Here is a 15,991-nt window from a genome sequence, read left to right as displayed (position 1 = left end):
GTCCTGAAACACACGGTGCTGCTCGCGCTGGTCGAGGCGATGCAGGCCAAGCCCGCGCCGTTCTGCTACATCGACACCCACGCCGGCAGCGGCGACTATCCGCTGGAAGGCTTCGAGGCGAAGAAGACCGGCGAGCACAAGGACGGCATCGCGCGCCTGCATCCGGCCGAAAAGGTGCCGCCGCTGCTGCAGCGCTGGCGCGCCAGCATCCTCAAGGGCGAAGGCAACGAACAGGGTCTGAAGCACTACCCAGGCTCGCCGCTGCAGGTCACCCGCCTGCTGCGCCCGGGCGACAGCGCCCAGCTGTGCGAACTGCATGCCGAGGAGGCGACGAAGCTGCGCGAACTGTTCCGCGGCAACCCGCAGGTGCACGTGCACCAGCGCGACGGCTACGAGGCGCTGAAGGCGCTGCTGCCGCCGAAGGAAAAGCGCGGTCTGGTGCTGATCGACCCGCCGTACGAAGCGCAGGAAGCCGAATACAGGCTGATCGAGCAGGCGCTGAAGTCGGCCCTGCTGCGCTGGCCTACCGGCGTCTACGCGGTGTGGTACCCGATCAAGCTGCGCAGCCAGGTGCAGCCGTTCCTGCGCAAGCTGCAGCACAGCGGGGTGAAACGCATCCTGCGCGCCGAGCTGCTGGTGCACCCGGACGATTCGCCGCTGCGCCTCAACGGCTCGGGCATGGTGATCCTCAACGCGCCGTGGAACCTGGACGACACCCTGCGCGAACCGCTGCGCGTGCTGGCCAGCCTGCTGTCGCAGGACCGTCCGGCGGAATGGAAGCTGGACTGGCTGCTGGACGAAGCCGGCAGCCAGCTGAACACGCCCAGCCCGCTGCCCGCGTCGCGGCTACCGCGGCCGCCGGGTCGCCGCTAAGCTCGACATCACCCGCAGCGTTCCTCCAGGAGCCCGATCATGCGCACCCGCCCAGCCTTCCTGCTGACCCGTCTCGCCGCGCCGGCCGCCCTGCTGTTGCTGGCCGCCTGCGCCCCGGCGCCGATCTACAAGACCACCGGCGCCGCGGTCACCGCCGCGCCGTTCCAGGTCGCGCAATCACCGGAAAAATTCAGCAACAGCCAGGTGATCTGGGGCGGCCGCATCGTGCAGGTCAAGGTGCTCGCCGACCACAGCGAGGTCGAGCTGCTGGCCTACCCGCTGGATGCCTCGCAACGGCCGAAGGCGAACGACAGCGGCAGCGGCCGCTTCATCGCGGTGATGCCCGGCTACGTGGAGCCGCTGGATTATCCCTCCGGCGCGCTGATGACGGTCGACGGCAAGCTCAGCGGAAGCCGCGCCGGCAAGGTCGGCGAGGCCGACTACGTGTTTCCCTTGGTCAGCGTGGCGCAGTCGCACGTCTGGACCACCGAGGAAATGAACAAGGGCCGCAACAACGTCCATTTCGGCGTGGGCCTGGGCGTCGGCATCCGCTGACACGCCACGCAAAATCCTGCGCCACCGCTAGACTGGGCGACCTCGTTCCCAGGGATTGAAGCCCCATGTCGTCCGGTCACACCAACCCCGTCAAGGCGATCCTGCTCGCGCTGGGCGCCAACTTCGCCATCTTCGTGGCCAAGCTGTTCGCCGCGCTTGTCACCAGCTCCGGCGCGATGATGGCCGAGGCGGTGCATTCGCTGGCCGACTGCGGCAACCAGGGCCTGCTGTTGCTCGGCATCCGCCAGGCCAGGCGGCCGCCATCGGACGAATTCCCGCTGGGCTGGGGCCGCGCGCTGTACTTCTGGTCGTTCCTGGTCGCCATCCTGCTGTTCAGCGTCGGCGGCATGTTCTCGATCTACGAAGGCATCCACAAGCTCACCGCACCGGAGCCGCTGAAATGGCCGTGGCTGGCGCTGGGCGTGCTCATCTTCGGCATCGTGGCCGAAGGTATCTCGATGCGCGGCTGCCTGCAGGAGGTGAACAAGGCCCGCGGCGAGCAGGACCTGTGGACCTGGTTCCGCCAGACCCGCTCCAGCGAACTGCTGGTGATCTTCGGCGAAGACCTGGCCGCCCTGCTCGGCCTGTGCCTGGCCGCGATCGCCGTGGGCGCCACCATGCTCACCGGCAACCTGTTGTTCGACGCCGCCGGCACCATCGCGATCGGCGTGCTGCTGATCGTGGTGGCGGTGCTGGTGGCGATCGAGGTGAAGGCGCTGCTGATCGGCCAGGGCGTGGAACCGCGCCGCCGCGACGAGTTGCTGGCCTTCCTCAACGCCCGTCCCGAAGTCGCCGAGGTGCTGAACCTGCTCACCCTGCAGATGGGTCCCGACGTGATGGTGGCGGTGAAGGCGCGCATGCAGCCCACTGCCGACAACCAGAACCTGATCGAGGCGATCAACACCGTCGAGGCCGCCATGAAGGCGGAGTTCGGCGACGTGCGCTGGAGCTTCTTCGAGCCGGATTTCGCCGACTGAACCCGGGCTCGCAAGCCGCCGCTCAATCCCCCCGCATCGCCGCCTCGCGCCCCAGCTGGCGGATGATCGCTTCTTCCCGCGCGTCGATGATCGACTGCATCACGCTGTCGACGTCGGCGACGGTTTCGTCGAACTCGAAGTGGCCGGTGAGCTCGCTGTCCGGGTGCAGTTCGCCCAGTTCGTACAGCACCCACATTTCCTCGCCGTAGTGGGTGTCCAGCAGTTCCGGCGCGAAACGCGACAGGCTGATAGTGATATTGCCCACGTCGCGGCGCAGCATGGTGCGCGCCGCGTTGTTGCCCGACGCGCTGACCACCTGCGGCAGGTCGATGATCACCGGGCCGTGCGGCCCCACCAGCACGTTGTACTCGGACAGGTCGCCGTGGATCAGGCCCACGCACAGCATGCGCGCGACCTGCTGCATCAGGAAGCGGTGGTAATCGCGCGCCGTATCGGCCGACAGCTCCACCTCGCCCAGCCGCGGCGCCGAATGGCCGTCCGCATCGGTGACCAGCTCCATCACCAGCACGCCGCTGAAGTAGCCGTAGGGTTTCGGCACGCGCACGCCGGCGGCGGTGAGCTGGTACAGCGCGTCGACCTCGGCGTTCTTCCAGGCGGCCTCGGCTTCCTTGCGGCCGAACCGGGTGGCCTTGCCCATCGCGCGCGCCTGCCGGCTGCCGCGCACCTTGCGGCCTTCCTGGTATTGCACGCGCTGCTGGAAGCTGCGCTGCGCCATGTCCTTGTAGACCTTGGCGCAGCGGATGTCCTCGCCCGAGCGCACGACGTAGACGGAGGCTTCCTTGCCGCTCTTCAGCGGCCGCAGCACCTGGTCGATCACGCCTTCGTCGATCAGGTCCTGCAGGCCCTTGGGGGTTTTCATGCGTGGGGGAGCTTCAAGGTTTCGTGGAATAACGCCCATTATGGCCGATCGGCGCCCCTGCCCGAACCTCCACGGCAGTGGCGCTCAGCTCGCGGCCGATAGCCGATCGCGCACCGCCGCCGCGATCTCGAACGAATGCCGCCGCGCCGCGTGCTCGAACACGTTGGCGGTAAGCAGCAGCTCGTCCGGCCGGTGCCTGGCGATGAATGCCGCGATGCCGTCCTTCACCGTGCCGGCATCGCCGATCACCGCGCAGGCCAGCGCGCGCTCCACCATCAGCTTCTCCGGCGGCGTCCAGTACGACTCGATGTCGCCGATCGGCGGCGGAATCAGCCCCGGCCGGCCGCGGCGCAGATTGATGAAACTCTGCTGCTGGGTGGTGAACAGCCGTCGCGCCTCGGCGTCGCTGCCGGCGGCAACCACGTTGAGGCCGAGCATCGCGTACGGCTGCTGCAGCCGGGCCGACGGCCGGAAATCGCGCCGGTACAGCGCCAGCGCCTCGTCCATCGCATCCGGCGCGAAGTGCGAGGCGAACGCGAACGGCAGCCCGAGCTGCGCCGAAAGCTGCGCGCCGAACAGACTGGAACCGAGCAGCCACACCGGCACCTCGATGCCGGCACCAGGCACGGCGCGCACCGGCTGGCCAGGCCGGGCCGGCTCGAAATAGCCGAGCAACTCCAGCACGTCGTGCGGAAACGCGTCGGCACTGTCGAAGTAGCGGCGCAACGCCTTCGCGGTGGGCTGGTCGGTGCCGGGCGCGCGGCCCAGGCCCAGGTCGATCCGCCCCGGATACAGCGAGGCCAGCGTGCCGAACGCCTCGGCCACCTGCAGCGGCGCGTGGTTCGGCAGCATGATGCCGCCGGCGCCGACGCGGATGGTCGAGGTACCGCCGGCCACGTGGCCGATCAGCACCGCTGTCGCCGCGCTGGCGATGCCGGGCATGTTGTGGTGCTCGGCCAGCCAGTAGCGGCGGTAGCCGAGCCGCTCGGCCAGCCGGGCCAGGTCCAGCGTGTTGCGGAACGCCTGGCCGGCGTCGCTGCCTTCGGTGACCGGGGCCAGGTCGAGGATGGAAAACGGGATCATGTCGGGCTCTCGCCAGGATGGATGGCCACGATGTGGGGGCGGCCGAGCGGATTGCCACCGGGGCCTGCGCCTACAATGGCCCATCTCCGCCCCACGGCACCCCGATGACCGAACCCGTCCGCCTCGCCAAACGCGTCGTCGCGCTGACCCAGTGCTCGCGGCGCGAGGCCGAGCAATACATCGAGGGCGGCTGGGTGCGGGTGGACGGCATCGTGGTGGAAGAGCCGCAGTTCATGGTCGACACGCAACACGTCGAACTCGACCCGCAGGCCGAACTGGCACCCGCCGAACCGGCCACCCTGGTGCTGCACAAGCCCGCCGGCTACGACGCCGGCAACGGCCTGAACCCGGCCAGCGCACTGGTCACCCCGCAGACACGCTGGGCCGAGGACGCTTCCGGCGTGCGCCCGCTGAAGCGTCACCTGCACCGGCTCGCCACGCCGTTGCCGCTGCCGACCCAGGCCAGCGGCCTGCTGATCTTCACCCAGGACTGGCGCGTCACCCGCAAGCTCACCGAGGACATCGAGCGGATCGAGCAGGAGTTCGTGGTCGAGGTCAGCGGCGAATTGATCCCGAACGGGCTGGCCCTGCTCAACCACGGCCTGCGCTTCAACCACTGCGCGATGCCGCCGATCAAGGTCAGCTGGCAGAGCGAACGGCGCCTGCGCTTCGCGTTCAAGGTCCTGCAGGCGAGCCGGATCGAGCCAATGTGCAACGCGGTCGGCCTGGAGGTGCTGGCGATGAAGTGCCTGCGCGTGGGCCGCATCCCGCTGGCCAAACTGCCGCCGGGGCAATGGCGCTATCTCGCGCCGGACGAACGCCTCTGAGCGCGGCCGGCGGCCACCCTGCGCCATGACCGGCGGAACGTCCTAGACTTGCCGGCATACCGTATCTCGCCATCACCCAACACCAACATGGAGAACAGCATGAGCAAGGGCATGGACTCGAAGAAGAACGAGAAGAAGAAACCGGCCAAGACCATGAAGGAAAAGAGGGCCGCCAAGCAGGAAAAGAAGAAGAGCAAGTAGGCCGGTGGCCTCGCCCACGGCGAGACCGGGACGACCGCAGGAGCCGGCGGGCCGTTGCGCGGCACGCCTGCCGGCAGCACGCGCAGGCGGCAGGCGACAGCGTCGCCTCCCTCGCTAAACTTTCCCTGCCCGACGCCGATAATTCGATACGGGGCGCCCGGGAGCCGGCGCGCCGGAACGAGGGGCACGGAACATGGGGAATATGTGGCGGCGCATTTTCCGCAGCCGCAAGCCGGCGGCATCAGCGAACCGCGCACAGCCGGCTGCCGTGATGTCCGTGCGTGCGCTGCCGCTTGCGCCGATCGCCCGGTCGGCGCTGCCGCCGGCGGAAATTGAAGATCGGTTCCACCGCTTCGTATTCGACCTGCCCGGCAGCGACGCGGGCGAACCCCGCGCCGCCGAGCTGGCCACGCTCAGGCGGCTCGAACTGCTCGGCGCGCGTTTCGACGTGCGCAGCCTGCCGCGCCTGCCGGTGGTGTTGCCGCAACTGCTGCGCACGCTGAAAAGCGGCAATGCCGCCGGCGGCCAGCTGGCCAGGCTGATCGGCCGCGATCCGCTGATCGTGGGCGAGGTCATGCGGGTCACCGGCAGCGTGCACTACCGCGCCGCGCAACCGATCAACAGCCTGCAGCAGGCGGTCGTGGTGCTGGGCCAGGAGGGCCTGCACCGCGTGCTCGCCCAGCATGTGATGAAGCCCATTCTCCAGGCCAATGCCGGCGCCTTCGGCCACACCGCCGGCGAACGCCTGTGGAACCATGCCGAACGCTGCGCGCACGCCTGTGCATGGCTCGGCAAGGCCAGCGGCTGCGATGCGTTCGAAGCCTACCTGGCCGGCATCGTCTGCCATGCCGGTACCGGCGCCGTGGTGCGCCTGCTCGGCCGGCTGGCCCCCATGGACAGCGCGCCGCCCTCGTCGCCTTTCCTCGCCGGCTGCGCCGATCTGGCCGCACGGCTCACGCTGCAGGCCGCGCAGTACTGGGAATTGCCGCCGCGCGTGGTCGAGGCCATCACGGAATACCGGAACCGGGCCAGTCCGGCAGTCTCGGCGCTGGGCAAGGCCCTGGTCGTGGCCGACCAGTTGGCGATGGCGCAGTTGCTGGGCGAGCACGGCCGAATCGCGCAGGATCTCGACCTCGGCCCGGCGTGGCCCGAATGGTTCGCCCCCGTATCGGTGGTGCGCTGCCAGCACGACCTGCGCCGCCATTTCCCGCCGCGGGAAGGCGCATGAACCGGCCCGGCCGGCATAGCCGCGTCAGCGCAGGTCCAGGTGCATCGGCTGGGTGACCAGGCCGGTGCCGCTGACCAGCAGCGGCCCGCTCGGCACGAAACCGAAATGCAGGTACACCGGCACCGCCATGGCCGACGCTTTCAGCGTGAAGCGCCGCGTGCCGGCGCGTCGCACCGCATCGCGCATCGTGCGTTGCCACAGCCGGCGTGCGATGCCGCGCCCGTGCATGCGGGTGCTGACGAAGAACTGGAACAGGTGGGAATCGTCGCGCATCGCCGCCACGCCGACCAGGCGCCCGTCGTCCTGCCACGCCAGGTGGAAGCGCTGGCCGGCCAGGATCTTGCCCCGGATCATCCTGGCGCCCATGCCGTGAAGCAGCGGCCCGGCCGCACTGGCCGGCTGCCACGGCAGGATCCAGCGCCGCGTCACCCGGCGCGCCAGCGCCCCGATCGCGAGCGCATCCTGCGGGCGGGCGAGGCGATAGCGGATGGTCATGGTTCCTCCCGGAAAAGGCAGCCGGCTCAGGGATGCCGGGCGCGCCATGCCGCCAATGCGGCCTCGTAGCGTTCGAGCGCCTCTTCGTAGACGTCGTAGACGCAGCGCACGCAACCCTCGCCGCAGCAATCGGCGGTATCCGGTTCGCTCGGGCGCACCGGGGGCGGATCGGCCGGGTCGTCCACGGGCGCCGGGGAGGTGGTTGGGTTCATCATCCGGGTCGGCATCATGTACCGGGCGGCGGGTCCGCCCAGTACATGATGGTGCCGCCGGAGCCACGGCAGCTCAAGCGGGCCGGCGTCACTTCGCCGGCTTGCGGAACCGGTAGACGAACTGGTCGGTATGGCCGCGTATCGACTTGTCGAACACCTTGGCGTCGTGCGGGTCGGCGGAGTTGCGCAGGGCGTCGCTCTCGCCATCGAACACGAAGCCGGCGGCTTCCACCTCGCGCTTCACCACGGCCGGGTCGATGCGGTGCAACGTGTCGGTATCGGCCACGCCGGAGCCGGCCGGGGCCACGTGGTCGATCACCACGAACACGCCGCCGGGCTTGAGCGCGTCGTAGACCTGCCTGTCGAACTTGCCCATGTCCACCGGGCCCATGAAGGGGTCGTGGTAATCGTGGTAGTTCTGCGCGGTGAACACCACGTCCACCGGTTCGGGCGCGCTCAACTGCGCCGCCGCCTGCTGCAGCAGGCTGACGTTCGCGTAGTGCGGCGTGGCCACCAGGCCCTGCCAGTTCGCGAAACTCTTGGCGGAGTATTTGTCCATCTCGTGCGGCCACACGGTGTAGACATGGCCCTGCGGGCCGACGACGGCGCTGAACACGCGCGTCCAGTAGCCGCTGCCGGGCACCAGTTCCAGCACCTTCCGGCCCGGTGCGACCCCGGTGAAGGCCATCACTTCGGCGACCTTGCGGCGGGCATCGTCGGCCTTGTCGGCCCGGCGCGCGGGATCGTCGAGCGCCTTGCGCACCGCGGCAGGAACGGCGGCGCCGTGGGGCGGCGGCGCAGCCGGCGCAGCCACGGGAAGTACGAGAGCAAGCAGTACAGCAAGGACCGTCTGGCGCATGACATCTTCCTCCGCAGACCCAATCAAGCGCCCATTGTGCGCCCGAATCGGCCGTCCGGTCCCGTGACGTCCGGCACGGTGCGCCAGGCCGGCATTGGATCCATGCTGGCCGCCGGACGGCGCGGCCACGCGGCACGATACCCCGTCGCGCAACATCGCCGGCCCGCGCTGGTAAAACTAAGGACGAACCGCCTGAACATCCGATCCGGGGAACCCGATGCCGAGCCGCTCGACTCTCCTTGCGTTTTGCCTGGCACTGGCAACGGTGTCCTGCAACATGCCGATACGCGCTCAAACGGCCGGCCAATGGCAGGCGGAACAGCTCGCCGCATCCGAGAAATCCGAGCAGATCATGCGGGAAGCCAACCTGCGCAAGGGCCTGCTGGCCCGCTACCAGGTGATGCGCTACGCCTATGCCGCCGACAGGCATCCCGCGTTCCGACCGATCTTCAGCCAGTACCTGAGCTGGTACCAGACCTTCATCGGCGACTACCCCGACGCCGCAGCCAGCTTCTCCATCAAGCAGCCGCCGCAGAAGGACGACCACCCCTCGCCGCTGGCCGATGGCAGCTGGCAAGCCAGGCCTGCGCTGGAAGCGATACCGGCATTGGCCCGCGGCTACCGGCTGGTCTATCTCAACGAGGCGCACAACATCCCGCTCACCCGTACCCTCAGCGTGCAGTTGCTGAGCCGGCTGCGCCGGGAAGGGTTCGATTATTTCGCCGTCGAAACCGTCTACCAGACCGATACCAGGCTGCAATCGCGCGGCTATCCCACCGACGCCAGCGGTTTCTACACGGAGGAACCGATCAGTGCCGAAATGGTGCGCACCGCCTTGAAGCTCGGCTTCAAGGTGATCGGCTACGAGGCGCTCTCCGACGCCACGGGCGACGCCCGCGAAGCCGAGCAGGCGCGCAACCTCTACCGCGAGACGTTCGCGAAGGATCCGCAGGCGCGGGTGGTCGTCGAAGCCGGCTACGCGCATATCCAGAAATCGGGCACGTTCCTGGGCGGCTCCTCGATGGCCAGGCACCTGTATGGAATTTCCCGCATCGACGGGCTCTCGGTCGAGCAGACCATGCTGATCCCGCACCCGGCCAGGGACGACGACCACCCCTATTACGCGCCAATCATCGAAAAATTGCAGCCGACCGTGCCGATCGTGTTCGTGGACGCGGAAGGCAAGCCGTGGACGCTGCGCACCGGCTACGACGTCAGCGTGGTGTTCCCGCCGCAGCAGCTGAGCCGCGGGCGGCCGACCTGGCTCACTCTCGGCGGGTTGCGCCGGCCGTATTTCGTCGACAGCGAACGCTGCAAGCACCATTACCCGTGCCTCATCGAGGCACGCTATGCCGGCGAAGGCAATGACGCGATCCCGGCGGACCGCATGGTGCTCGACCCGGTGCCATTGAACGCCACGCCGCAGGACCGCGTGCTCACCGGCATGGAAGCGCCGCCGGGCGAACTCTACCTGCGGCCGGGCAAGTACCGCCTGACCATCGGCGACGAGCAGAACCCGACGATCTACTCGCAGAACATCGACGTGCCGGCATCGCCCGCCGGCTCGTCGCCGTAGCACGCTTCACCGCCCGCACGCGCTCCGCCGCCGCGGCGATGCCGCCACCCGCCTTCCGCCCCACCGAGAGATCGCCCATGACCCACCCCAAGATCCGCCCACTGCTGGCGATGGCCTGCCTGCTGGCCACCGCCGCCGGCGCCATCGCCGCCCCTGCCGATCGCGACGACGGCGCGATGCTCGGCTTCAGCCGCGCCGCCGCCACCGCCCAGCAAAGCCTGGAGCAGCGTTTCGACGCGCAGCTCGATCCGGCCGAACTGCGCGGCTGGCTCAAGCAGATGGCGTCGCAGCCGAACCAGGTCGGCTCGCCGCACGACAAGGCGAATGCCGAATTCATGCTGGCGAAATTCCGCGAATGGGGCTGGGACGCGCATATCGAGACATTCAGCGTGCTCTACCCCACGCCGAAGAAAGTGGCGCTGGAACTGCTGGGCCCCAACCCTTACACCGCGGCGCTGCACGAACCGGCCGTCGCCGGCGATGCCACCTCCGACCTCCCGGGCGTCCTGCCGCCGTACAACGTCTACGGCGCCGACGGCGACGTCAGCGCGCCGCTGGTCTACGCCAACTACGGTATGCCGGACGACTACAAGGAGCTGGCGCGGCGCGGCATCGACGTGCGCGGCAAGATCGTCATCACCCGCTACGGCGGAGGCTGGCGCGGCCTGAAACCCAAGCTGGCGCAGGAACACGGCGCGATCGGCTGCCTGATCTATTCCGACCCGCACGACGACGGCTACGCACGGGGCGAGGTCTACCCGCAAGGCGGCTGGCGCCCGGCGCAAGGTGTGCAGCGCGGCTCGGTGGCCGACATGCAGTTGTACCCGGGCGACCCGCTGACCCCGGGCATCGGCTCCACGCCCGGCGCCAAACGGCTGGCGCTGAAAGACGCGAAGACCATCCTGAAGATTCCGGTGCTGCCGATCTCCTACGCCGACGCCACCCCGCTGCTGCAGGCGCTGAGCGGCCCGATGGCGCCGGCCAGCTGGCGCGGCGCGCTGCCGCTGAGCTACCGCGTCGGCCCCAGCGCGGCCAAGGTCCACCTGACCGTGCTGTCGGACTGGAGCCAGCAACCGGTTTACGACGTGATCGCCGTGCTCAAGGGCGCCACCACGCCGGACCAGTGGGTCGTGCGCGGCAACCACCACGACGGCTGGACCTTCGGCGCGTGGGATCCGCTCTCCGGCAACGTCACCCTGATGGCCGAGGCCAAGGCCATCGGCGGCCTGGTCAAGCAGGGCTGGCGGCCCCAGCGCACGCTCGTCTACGCCAGCTGGGACGGCGAGGAACCGGGCCTGCTCGGTTCCACCGAATGGGCCGAGGCGCATGCCGCGGAACTGCAGCAGAAGGCCGTGCTGTACCTCAACTCCGACACCAACGGCCGCGGCTTCCTCGATGCCGGCGGCAGCCATTCGCTGCAGCATCTGGTCAACCAGGTGGCCGACGGCGTGACCGATCCGGAAACCCATGTCAGCGTGCGCGAACGCCTGCGCGCGCACATGCTGGTCGATGGCAGCAACAAGGACGCCAAGCCCGAGGCCAAGGCGATCGCCAAGCTGGCCGCCGAAGGCCGCGACGTGCCGATCCAGGCGCTGGGCTCCGGTTCCGACTACAGCGCCTTCCTGGAACACCTCGGCATCGCCTCGCTGAACCTCGGCTTCGGCGGCGAGGACGACGACGACGGCATCTACCACTCGCGCTACGACTCGTTCGACCACTACGTGCGCTTCGGCGACCCGGACTTCGGGTACGGCGTGGCGCTGGCCAAGGTCGCCGGCCACATCGTGCTGCGCACCGCCGATGCCGACGTGCTGCCGCTGCGTTTCGGCGACTTCAGCAGCACGCTCGACCGCTACATGGGTGAACTGCACAAGCTGGTCGACGACACCCGCAAGGCCACCGAACAGCAGCACAAGCTGCTGGACGGCCGCGCGTTCGCGCTCGACGCCGACCCCACCCGGCCGGTCGCACCGCCCGCGCGCGACTCGGACATGCCGGCGATCGACCTGGCTCCGCTGGACCAGGCGGCAAAGCGGCTCGCGCAGAGCGCCAAGGCCTGGCAGGCGGCCTACGACAGGCGCGCCGCCAGCGGCTTCGACCTGACCGCGGCGCAACGGCAGCAGCTCAACCAGTCGATGGGCCGGATGGAGCAGGCCCTCCTCGACCCCGCCGGCCTGCCCGGCCGCGACTGGTTCAAGCACCTGATCTACGCGCCCGGCATGCTCACCGGCTACGGCGTCAAGACCGTACCCGGCGTGCGCGAAGCCATCGAGGCACGCCGCTGGGACGAGGCCAACCGGTACGCCGTGGCTACCGCCAAGGTGCTGGATCGGTATCGTGCGCAGCTCGACCGGTTGACGGTGCAGTTAATCAAGTAGTCCCAATTGTAGCTCGTTCCGTCAAAAGAGCAGCCCAGACGCGGGTTGCTCTTTTGTTTCGAAATGGATCACCCCGATGTCTCGGGCGACTTAAAATTAGCCAGTTACGCCATGTTCTCAAACACCTCGGCCAAGCGATAGTCCAAGCTGCCGTGTAGTCGCTGACGGTTATTGAAACTCTCAATGTAGTCGAAAACGTGAGTTCTGGTAGCGATTGCGATCGACGAACTGCTCGTGAAGCATCGGCTAAGCTGCAGTGGATTACTCTCATTACTCCAGACGAACGTGAAACCACTTTTTATTCCAATCAGCACTTAGGCCGGCTTAATTGTCGACGCAACTACTGGTTGATTCCAGACAAGGCGGAGCTACGTTTAACGTCGCATGAAATATTAGTGTAAACCTCATATTTTCCATTTCTTTCTGATAATGAAATTTATATCTCTTCAGCGCATCAAGTGCCGTCACATTCATATCGTAACTACGCGAATTTTCGCGCAACAAAATATTTTTTGCTCGACCATCAGTAGAAATATTGAATTCGAACCTTGCACATTCCTTGGAACCGCCTTTTTTTGGCATTTCTGTAATTGTAGTCGGGATTTTAAGATTTACCTTTCCAATTATTAACCCGGCCGTCTTCTTTATAGATGATTCATGTAAAGAATAACCGCAATCATACTGCGATGGAGTTTGCACAAAAATGGCTGCCATTAAAAATGTATAAATGACCATGATCTCACTCCAATGGCTGAACGGATGGAACTGGATAACCGTTATACGTTTTTCTTAAACCTACCGTTCCTTGATAAGATCTGTAAGGGTTTTCTACATTTCTCACAACATCAAATTCATTAGAATAAGTTTGAACACGCGAATACCGATAGCCAAACGCCATGGACGCCTGGGGCGAATGACCAATCTCATGCATAAGCATCACATCCAAGGTGGCGCCAGTAAGTTCTCCTTTTACATTCCTGGTTTTAATAAATCCAGCAACGTCCAAAGAATATTTAATGCCATTAAGACCATCTTCCCACTGAAATTCTGGGCGCATCGTCGCAGGCAATAAAATCAAATTAATCTTATTTCTGCTTTTTTCTACCTCAGCACCTATTCTTCTGCCCTGGGGTGACCTGCCCCCAGTAGCCGTACCAACGATTACTGAGGAAGTCCGGGGTTGAAGGTTACTGTGCAGTTGACCTGTTGTGCACGATGGCGAGCTGCAAACTGAGCGGGCGGTATACGCCCACAACTGCTGTGTGGTCGCACCTCGTTGTAGTCGTGCCGCCAGTCCGCAATCACATCGCGGGCTTGGGCCAACGAAGTGAACCAGTGCTCGTTCAAACATTCGTCACGGAACTTGCCGTTGAAGCTCTCGATGTAGCCATTCTGCATGGGGCGTCCTGGTTCGATGAGAAGGTGCTCGATGCCGTGCTGCTGCGTCCAAGCGATGAAGGTGCGGCTGGTGAATTCGGGGCCATTGTCGGTACGCACGGCCCGCGGATAGTCACGGAAGCAGGCGGCTTGATCCAGTATGCGCGTCACGTAGGCGCCGCTGATCCCGTGGTCGACGACGATATCGATGCATTCGTGGCTGAAGTCATCCGCGATCGTCAGACACTTCAAGCGTCGCCCGTTGGCCAGGGCGTCGCTCACGAAATCCATGCTCCACACGGTGTTGAGCGCGGTCGCGACGGATAGGGGCTGGCGTTCGGCCAGTGGCCGTTGGGCTTTCTTGCGCCGGCGCACGGCCAGCTTCGCCTCGCGGTACAGGCGGTAGACCTTCTTGTGATTCACGGCAGGAAACTCCGGGCGCAGCAGGTCGTGCAGCCGGCGGTAGTCGAAGCGACGGCGGGTTTGGGCCAGCTCGACAAGTCGTGCCGACAGATCGCATACCGCCGCCGAAGGCACCGGCGGATGGCGGAAGGCATCGCGGGAGAGCCCCGCAAGGCGGCAGGCCCGGCGCTCGCTGACCTCGGTGAGGTCGAGCATGCGGCGAACCGCCTCGCGCTTGCGTTGCGGGGCTAGCGTTTTACCCCGAAGCCCACCTTGAGCGCCTCGATGTCCAGATGCGCTTCGGCCAGCAGCCGCTTGAGCCGGCCGTTCTCCGTTTCCAGCTCCCGCAGGCGCTGGGCCTCGTTCGCTTCCATGCCGCCGTACTTGGCTCGCCACTGGTAGAAGCTGGCCGGGCTGAAGCCATGCTGGCGGCACAACTCCGCGACCGCCATGCCCGCTTCGACCTGCTTCAGGAAGCCAATGATCTGCTCGGGGGTGAATCGACTGGTGCGCATGTCCGTCCTCCTCAGGTTGACGGACTTTACTCAGCTTTGCGTGGTACGGCTCTGCGGGAGCAGGTCACTACGGCAATAGAGGGGAGTCAAGACAAGCGTGGATAAGTGAACCTGACCCCGATAGTGATCAAAGCGTGACCCCGATAGTGATCAAAGCGTGACGTTCTTGAAGATGCGCTCGTTCGTACACTGAATGCTCTGGTCAACAGGCTTGCAATCGCGAAAATTCGAAAGGAAATCTTTGATGTCATCGGCGTTGGACGCCTTGACGCCCGTCAGATGAATGTGGATGAAGGAAGCGTCGGCGTTTGCCTGATACAGCAAATCGAAAATTTCGCCTCGCTTGATGTATAGACACTGCCCCATGGGGTCAGTCGTAGCGCAGTGTTTTGACAAAGGTGACTCGAGGCCATCGTCTTGCGGATTGTTCCCACTATAAATTTGTATCTTGACCTCGGTACCGAGGGAAATCGAATACAGCACAAAATCCGCCGGAATTTTCATATCCAAGGTATCGCCGCTACTGATCCCGAAGCACGCGTAATCTAGGTATACATTGCAATAGACATACCTACTCTGATGGGTTGACACGTTAGCGGGTCGGCTTGACGGCGCTCCGCCACATAGAGTAGCAACGGTGAGGAGCACGAAGCCGAGGAAACCGGACGCTGCGCTTTTCAAGTTCGATCCTAATGTGTGGTGGTTGGAGACGGCGGCGGAGGCGGAGGCGGAGGTGGCTGACGTTGAATAACGTTGTTCGGGCTGTTCAAAATCATGTTCATGTTGCGGTTGTCCGTAAAAACAGAGCCGCCCAGCGCACCCATCAGATTATTCGAATAACCCGTCATCGCGGACGAAGTCCGTTGACCACTCGCGTCGGTGCCGCTGGTGTAATAGTCCTTGTCGCCCATGAGGTGGCCGGTCTCATGAGCGCTTTCACCTTGCGCCATTCCCCGGGACGCCATGTTCCATTCTCCGCTGTTGCCACCACGAACGAATGAGGCGCCTTGGCTCGATTTATCTGATGTGGGCCCATTCAATAGCGTGATGTTGTTGATCGCCTGTTTGGGTGTGCTCGCATTCACGTCCACAATGGCGACGTTCACCATCGTCAAATGGCCGTGGACCTCGTAAACGCCGCTCCATCTGGATGCGGTGTCTGCCTTAATGCTGTTGATGTTCGCAGTTGACGCGCCGGGACCTGAAAAGTTGACGGGCACGGCGATATTAATGCTGCCATCGGCGTTGTAGGTGATGACCGAATTTTGACCCGTGGGATCAATGTTGTTGATAGGATTGTTGTTGGCATAGTTGTAGCGGTTGAAATTGAATGTATTTCCCGCTGCCGGTGTCTTGGGATCGACGCTCAGGAACCGTGCAGCGACCGGATCGTAATACCGCGCCTGCATATACACCAACCCGGTGTCCGGATCGTTCACATGCCCCGTATACCCCGGCCCGCTCGGTGCCGTACCCAGCGCCTGGCTGCCGTACGGCGCGTAGTCGTACGTCGCCGTGATGTTGCCCTGCGCATCCGTCTTGGCCAGCACCGT

At 65.5% G+C, this 15,991-nt stretch carries 17 protein-coding genes; 7 read left to right on the top strand and 10 right to left on the bottom strand.

Annotated elements, in window-relative coordinates:
- The 3 genes from RHOFW104R8_RS12165 to RHOFW104R8_RS12155 form a co-directional block, all read left to right on the top strand.
- The coding region (locus tag RHOFW104R8_RS12165) for a 23S rRNA (adenine(2030)-N(6))-methyltransferase RlmJ (protein ID WP_082823614.1) at positions 1 to 873 on the top strand (873 nt) is incomplete at its 5' end.
- Between the two features lie 39 nt (positions 874 to 912).
- Positions 913 to 1,428, top strand: coding sequence for a Slp family lipoprotein (locus RHOFW104R8_RS12160; protein ID WP_068095462.1), 516 nt, complete (start codon positions 913 to 915; stop codon positions 1,426 to 1,428).
- Positions 1,429 to 1,493: 65 nt separating this feature from the next.
- A complete protein-coding gene (locus RHOFW104R8_RS12155; protein ID WP_068095460.1) occupies positions 1,494 to 2,405 on the top strand; it encodes a cation diffusion facilitator family transporter in 912 nt (303 codons plus the stop codon).
- 22 nt (positions 2,406 to 2,427) lie between these two features.
- Here the strand turns inward: RHOFW104R8_RS12155 and RHOFW104R8_RS12150 are convergent, their stop codons facing one another.
- Entirely contained in the window at positions 2,428 to 3,285 is an 858-nt protein-coding gene (locus tag RHOFW104R8_RS12150) for a PA4780 family RIO1-like protein kinase (protein WP_068095458.1), read from the bottom strand.
- 84 nt (positions 3,286 to 3,369) lie between these two features.
- On the bottom strand, positions 3,370 to 4,368 hold the full coding sequence (locus RHOFW104R8_RS12145; RefSeq protein WP_068095456.1) for an LLM class flavin-dependent oxidoreductase: 999 nt from the start codon (positions 4,366 to 4,368) through the stop codon (positions 3,370 to 3,372).
- 104 nt (positions 4,369 to 4,472) lie between these two features.
- Between RHOFW104R8_RS12145 and RHOFW104R8_RS12140 the strand changes: the two genes are divergently transcribed.
- Entirely contained in the window at positions 4,473 to 5,195 is a 723-nt protein-coding gene (locus RHOFW104R8_RS12140) for an rRNA pseudouridine synthase (protein WP_068095454.1), read from the top strand.
- 403 nt (positions 5,196 to 5,598) lie between these two features.
- Positions 5,599 to 6,624 carry an HDOD domain-containing protein gene (locus RHOFW104R8_RS12135; RefSeq protein WP_235604424.1) on the top strand — a complete coding sequence of 342 codons (1,026 nt, stop codon included), beginning with the start codon at positions 5,599 to 5,601 and terminating at the stop codon, positions 6,622 to 6,624.
- 24 nt (positions 6,625 to 6,648) lie between these two features.
- Here RHOFW104R8_RS12135 and RHOFW104R8_RS12130 read toward each other — a convergent pair whose 3' ends face one another.
- The 3 genes from RHOFW104R8_RS12130 to RHOFW104R8_RS12120 form a co-directional block, all read right to left on the bottom strand.
- The gene (locus RHOFW104R8_RS12130; protein ID WP_068095450.1) at positions 6,649 to 7,119 is read right to left on the bottom strand and encodes a GNAT family N-acetyltransferase; all 471 of its coding nucleotides are present in this window, start codon (positions 7,117 to 7,119) and stop codon (positions 6,649 to 6,651) included.
- A gap of 26 nt (positions 7,120 to 7,145) precedes the next feature.
- Positions 7,146 to 7,331 carry an oxidoreductase-like domain-containing protein gene (locus RHOFW104R8_RS12125; protein WP_063089519.1) on the bottom strand — a complete coding sequence of 62 codons (186 nt, stop codon included), beginning with the start codon at positions 7,329 to 7,331 and terminating at the stop codon, positions 7,146 to 7,148.
- Positions 7,332 to 7,419: 88 nt separating this feature from the next.
- Positions 7,420 to 8,190, bottom strand: coding sequence for a class I SAM-dependent methyltransferase (locus RHOFW104R8_RS12120; protein ID WP_068095448.1), 771 nt, complete (start codon positions 8,188 to 8,190; stop codon positions 7,420 to 7,422).
- Positions 8,191 to 8,467: 277 nt separating this feature from the next.
- Here RHOFW104R8_RS12120 and RHOFW104R8_RS12115 point away from each other — a divergent pair, with 277 nt between their 5' ends.
- A complete protein-coding gene (locus RHOFW104R8_RS12115) occupies positions 8,468 to 9,766 on the top strand; it encodes a hypothetical protein (protein WP_082823613.1) in 1,299 nt (432 codons plus the stop codon).
- Positions 9,767 to 9,843: 77 nt separating this feature from the next.
- Complete coding sequence (locus RHOFW104R8_RS12110; RefSeq protein WP_068095446.1) at positions 9,844 to 12,144, top strand: transferrin receptor-like dimerization domain-containing protein; 2,301 nt, start codon at positions 9,844 to 9,846, stop codon at positions 12,142 to 12,144.
- A gap of 324 nt (positions 12,145 to 12,468) precedes the next feature.
- Here RHOFW104R8_RS12110 and RHOFW104R8_RS17425 read toward each other — a convergent pair whose 3' ends face one another.
- From RHOFW104R8_RS17425 to RHOFW104R8_RS17025, 5 genes are all read right to left on the bottom strand, one after another.
- Entirely contained in the window at positions 12,469 to 12,879 is a 411-nt protein-coding gene (locus tag RHOFW104R8_RS17425; RefSeq protein ID WP_153021726.1) for a hypothetical protein, read from the bottom strand.
- A 4-nt stretch (positions 12,880 to 12,883) separates the two neighbouring features.
- Positions 12,884 to 13,201 carry a hypothetical protein gene (locus RHOFW104R8_RS17420; RefSeq protein ID WP_153021725.1) on the bottom strand — a complete coding sequence of 106 codons (318 nt, stop codon included), beginning with the start codon at positions 13,199 to 13,201 and terminating at the stop codon, positions 12,884 to 12,886.
- Positions 13,202 to 13,305: 104 nt separating this feature from the next.
- Positions 13,306 to 14,438, bottom strand: a protein-coding gene (locus RHOFW104R8_RS12105; RefSeq protein ID WP_153021724.1) for an IS3 family transposase whose coding sequence is annotated in 2 segments (ribosomal slippage) — positions 13,306 to 14,183 and positions 14,183 to 14,438 — 1,134 coding nt in all. Because the reading frame shifts where the segments join, the coding sequence is not laid out codon by codon here.
- Between the two features lie 150 nt (positions 14,439 to 14,588).
- The gene (locus RHOFW104R8_RS17415; RefSeq protein WP_153021723.1) at positions 14,589 to 14,948 is read right to left on the bottom strand and encodes a hypothetical protein; all 360 of its coding nucleotides are present in this window, start codon (positions 14,946 to 14,948) and stop codon (positions 14,589 to 14,591) included.
- A 179-nt stretch (positions 14,949 to 15,127) separates the two neighbouring features.
- Positions 15,128 to 15,991: RHS repeat-associated core domain-containing protein (locus RHOFW104R8_RS17025; RefSeq protein ID WP_161487804.1), on the bottom strand; the 864-nt coding region annotated here is incomplete at its 5' end.

It is taken from the genome of Rhodanobacter sp. FW104-R8 (genome assembly GCF_001617365.1).
Taxonomy (GTDB): Bacteria; Pseudomonadota; Gammaproteobacteria; order Xanthomonadales; family Rhodanobacteraceae; genus Rhodanobacter.
The sequence above is the reverse complement of the archived record's forward strand: the minus strand, read 5'-3'. Positions and strand labels throughout refer to the sequence as shown.

Bases quoted from the DNA above. Each gene is read 5' to 3' on its own strand.
- RHOFW104R8_RS12140 (WP_068095454.1), top strand. From the start codon at position 4,473: ATGACCGAACCCGTCCGCCTCGCCAAACGCGTCGTCGCGCTGACCCAG.
- RHOFW104R8_RS12130 (WP_068095450.1), bottom strand. From the start codon at position 7,119: ATGACCATCCGCTATCGCCTCGCCCGCCCGCAGGATGCGCTCGCGATC.
- RHOFW104R8_RS12160 (WP_068095462.1), top strand. From the start codon at position 913: ATGCGCACCCGCCCAGCCTTCCTGCTGACCCGTCTCGCCGCGCCGGCC.
- RHOFW104R8_RS12125 (WP_063089519.1), bottom strand. From the start codon at position 7,331: ATGAACCCAACCACCTCCCCGGCGCCCGTGGACGACCCGGCCGATCCG.
- RHOFW104R8_RS12120 (WP_068095448.1), bottom strand. From the start codon at position 8,190: ATGCGCCAGACGGTCCTTGCTGTACTGCTTGCTCTCGTACTTCCCGTG.
- RHOFW104R8_RS12135 (WP_235604424.1), top strand. From the start codon at position 5,599: ATGTGGCGGCGCATTTTCCGCAGCCGCAAGCCGGCGGCATCAGCGAAC.
- RHOFW104R8_RS12150 (WP_068095458.1), bottom strand. From the start codon at position 3,285: ATGAAAACCCCCAAGGGCCTGCAGGACCTGATCGACGAAGGCGTGATC.
- RHOFW104R8_RS17425 (WP_153021726.1), bottom strand. From the start codon at position 12,879: ATGGTCATTTATACATTTTTAATGGCAGCCATTTTTGTGCAAACTCCA.
- RHOFW104R8_RS12145 (WP_068095456.1), bottom strand. From the start codon at position 4,368: ATGATCCCGTTTTCCATCCTCGACCTGGCCCCGGTCACCGAAGGCAGC.
- RHOFW104R8_RS17420 (WP_153021725.1), bottom strand. From the start codon at position 13,201: ATGCGCCCAGAATTTCAGTGGGAAGATGGTCTTAATGGCATTAAATAT.
- RHOFW104R8_RS12110 (WP_068095446.1), top strand. From the start codon at position 9,844: ATGACCCACCCCAAGATCCGCCCACTGCTGGCGATGGCCTGCCTGCTG.
- RHOFW104R8_RS12155 (WP_068095460.1), top strand. From the start codon at position 1,494: ATGTCGTCCGGTCACACCAACCCCGTCAAGGCGATCCTGCTCGCGCTG.
- RHOFW104R8_RS12115 (WP_082823613.1), top strand. From the start codon at position 8,468: ATGCCGATACGCGCTCAAACGGCCGGCCAATGGCAGGCGGAACAGCTC.